General features: G+C 46.1%; 1 protein-coding gene. It reads right to left on the bottom strand.

The features are described from left to right. Positions 1-3435 (bottom strand): condensation domain-containing protein (locus AAC147_RS05785; RefSeq protein ID WP_047685933.1); only part of this gene is annotated, 3435 nt, incomplete at both ends.

Below are 3435 nucleotides of genomic sequence, written 5' to 3'. Positions count from 1 at the left end.
CAGCAGGGTATGGCGTTCTTCTTCACTGAGGAATGTTATTGACGTATGTGACTGATTCGGGTTGTCTGTTACCACGTGCAGAATACGTTCGAGCTGACAAAGCAAACGTCGGGCTTGTTCTTCTGTCAGCCAATCTTCACCATAACTTAATTTCATTATTAGACTGTTGCCCTGCTCGTAGGCCATCAACGAAATCGGGTATTCCACTTTTTCGACGGCCTGACGGAACATCAGAGTATGTTCTATACCTTCCTTGTTTTCGCTCGCCACTGGAACTGGATAATTTTCAAAGATCAGCAGGCTGTGGAACAATCGTTCTCCGTCAGATTGTAAACTGGCAAGTGAAACGGCACTGTGGCTATTGAGTGAGGCGATATCTTTCTGTATGTCCTGTAAAACAGTCGCTACACTGTTTGCCTGATCCCATTGCACCATCAGCGGCAATGTATTGATATACAGGCCAACACTGGATTCAATCTCATCCACTGGTACATCGCGGCCGGATACGGTAGTACCCACTATGGTTTGTTCATCACCCGTGTAGCTGTGCAGTAATTTATGCCAGGCAAATTGCAGTATCACATTCAGAGTAACGCCTTGTGTCCTGGACAGGTTCTTAAGTTGCTCATAAGCGCTTCCTTGTACAGTGAGTTGTTGTTCAGCAGGTTTTTCCACCGTTTTTATCTGCTTTAAATCAACGTGATGACTTAACAGAGCAGAAAAATTATTGGCTCCTTGAAATTGTGCTTTACGTTCCGACCAATAGGTATCTGACTCAGCTTTATGATCCAGATGATATTGCTGAGTTGCCAGATAAGCCTGCTCCATCACAATCAGGGGCGTTTGCCCGCTTATCAGTTGGTTGTAATACTCATGCACAGTTTGCAATAGAATCGGATTACTCCAGCCATCGGCAATACAATGATGTTGTGTGATCAATACTGTGACTAACTGTTCATCTTGCTTGATGAGAGTGAAACGAATTAAGCCGGGCTGGCTTAAATTAAAAGGCAGGGTTCGATCGTGTTGTTGGATTTCATCAATCGCCTTGTTTCGGTTCTCTTTTGATAACTGACTGATATCTTTGATCTTGAAGTTCTCTGGCCCAATGCTGGCGACCATTGTTACAATCTGTAATATTTTTTCTTCCCAATCAAACGCAGTTCTGAGAATAGGAAAACGCAACGAAGCCAGAGACCAGGCTTGTTGATAGACAGCAAAATTCACGTTGGTGTGATAATCCAACAGCATTTGTACACGATAAGCATCATCTTGTGGATGAGCCAGATGGTGATAAATAAATCCCTGCTGCAAGCTGGTGGCAGGGTACAGTGCTTCAATCTGATACTTCTGTTGAAGATTGCACAAGAGTTTGATTGAAAGCCCTTCAACACCATAATCACTGGGCGTTTTTACTCCTCCTGATTGGGCCTGCTTTTGACCAGTAGCGATGACGTTGTTGAGTGCTTGCTCAAATGCGGTGATAAACCTCTCTGTCCGGGTCTGTGGCAAGCGGGAATCCACACTAAATTGCAGTTTTCCCATATGAACGGCCCCATTGATACCCAACAGTAAATGACTGCCATTTTCGCTGGCTATCACAGTCCCACAATCATCGTTGGTGATGGACCAGTCTTGATGGCTGGTTCCTCCTAACTGGCCGAGATAGTTGAAACTGATAGTCGGTAAATCGCCAGCCAGGTGTCCTGCTTGATATAACGCACTGTAACCAATACCTTTGTTCGGTACAGTACGAAGCATCTCTTTGGTATATATGATGGTTTCAGCAATATCTGTCTGCATTGCCAGACGAACGGGATACATTGTAGTGAACCAGCCCACAGTTTCAGAAATATCTAATCTGTTATCTATGGATCCTCGTCCATGTCCTTCCAGAAGGATGTGGTTTACGGCTTGGGAGAACGTTTCTTGCAGGGCCAGTGTCAGCGCACTTAGCAGTAAGTCATTAATTTCAGTATGGTAACCGGTATTAGCTTCGTGCAGAAGTATGTCCGTCATCTCAGCAGAAATGCTCAACAGGTGACGAGTCAGGTCATTCTGCGCGGGTTCGATGTTGTTTGCTGCTATCACCTGTTGCCAGTAGGGCACTTCATCCTGATGCTGCTGTGCGTAGCGATGGACAGCGGTTACCCATTGCCGATAACTGCTGGTCTTCGGAGGTAATGTCATGCCCTGTAATAACAAACGCATATCTTCAGCAATGATTCGCCAGGATACGGTATCAATAATCAGATGGTGGAATGCGAAGAATAACCGGGCACTGTCATCAGCATACCCGGTAAGGTGTCCGGCTTGCCATAATGGCCCGTTGTTGTAATCGAACCTATCTTGCCATTGGGTCAATTGTTGATGTAGCTCTTCCTTATTTAATCCTCGGATATCGCAGTTCTGTAAAAGGAGATGTGAAGGTGGCATTTCCCCGGAGCAGTCCTGAACTCCGAAATAGTCCTGAATCTCGAAATAATACTGACGGTAGCCGTTTCCGGTATCGATAAAACGAGTACGCAGCATATCATGTCGTTCAACCAGCATTATCAAAGCCTGTTCAATCTGTGCCGGCTTAATGTTACCGGGAATCCGAATCATAAATGCCTGATTCCAATGGTGTGGATTCGATAAATTCCAGTCGAAGAAAGTCTGCTGGATAGGCAATAAATCAAATTCCCCGCTTAATAATCCCTGTTCGGCAACTACATTTTCTGTGGATGATGATTGTTCTGTGGATGCTGATTGCGTCAGCAACAGAGCTAACCGGGCCACGGTCGGTGCTTCAAAAATCGATTTAACTTGCAGTGAAAAACCTGCTTGCCGCAGTTTGGAGACGAGCTGGATACTGACAATCGAATCACCACCGATACGGAAGAAGTTATCCTCAATGCCAACCTGTTCCAGCCCCAATACTTCTTGCCAAAGAGTACATAACTGGGTTTCCAGTGCAGTGCGGGGCGCCACATAACTGTCTCTGTTTACCCAGACAGGCTCTGGTAATGCCCGGCGATCCACTTTGCCATTCAGGGTCAGCGGAACAGACTCAAGACGGGTAAAACTGGCCGGCACCATATATTCCGGCAAACGCTCAGATAAGTGCTTAACCAGAATTTCATTTGATAACATGGCCTCTGTGACCAGATAAGCGGCCAGTACTTTATGGCCGTTATGCACACGGTCAATCACCACCGCTTGTTTGACTTGTGGGTGGGAAGTCAGGGCACTTTCGATTTCGCCCAACTCAATGCGATAACCACGGATTTTGACCTGAAAATCATTGCGCCCCAGATATTCCAGCTTGCCATCCGGTTGCCAGCGCACCAAATCACCGGTTTTATACAGGCGGGTATAACCGTATTCTTTGTCTTTATCTGTAGCAAACGGATTTGTCACAAACCGCCCGGCAGTCAGTTCAGGCCGGTTTAA

The organism is Xenorhabdus sp. NBAII XenSa04, from assembly GCF_963866145.1.
Taxonomy (GTDB): domain Bacteria; phylum Pseudomonadota; class Gammaproteobacteria; order Enterobacterales; family Enterobacteriaceae; genus Xenorhabdus; species Xenorhabdus indica.
The sequence above is the reverse complement of the archived record's forward strand: the minus strand, read 5'-3'. Positions and strand labels throughout refer to the sequence as shown.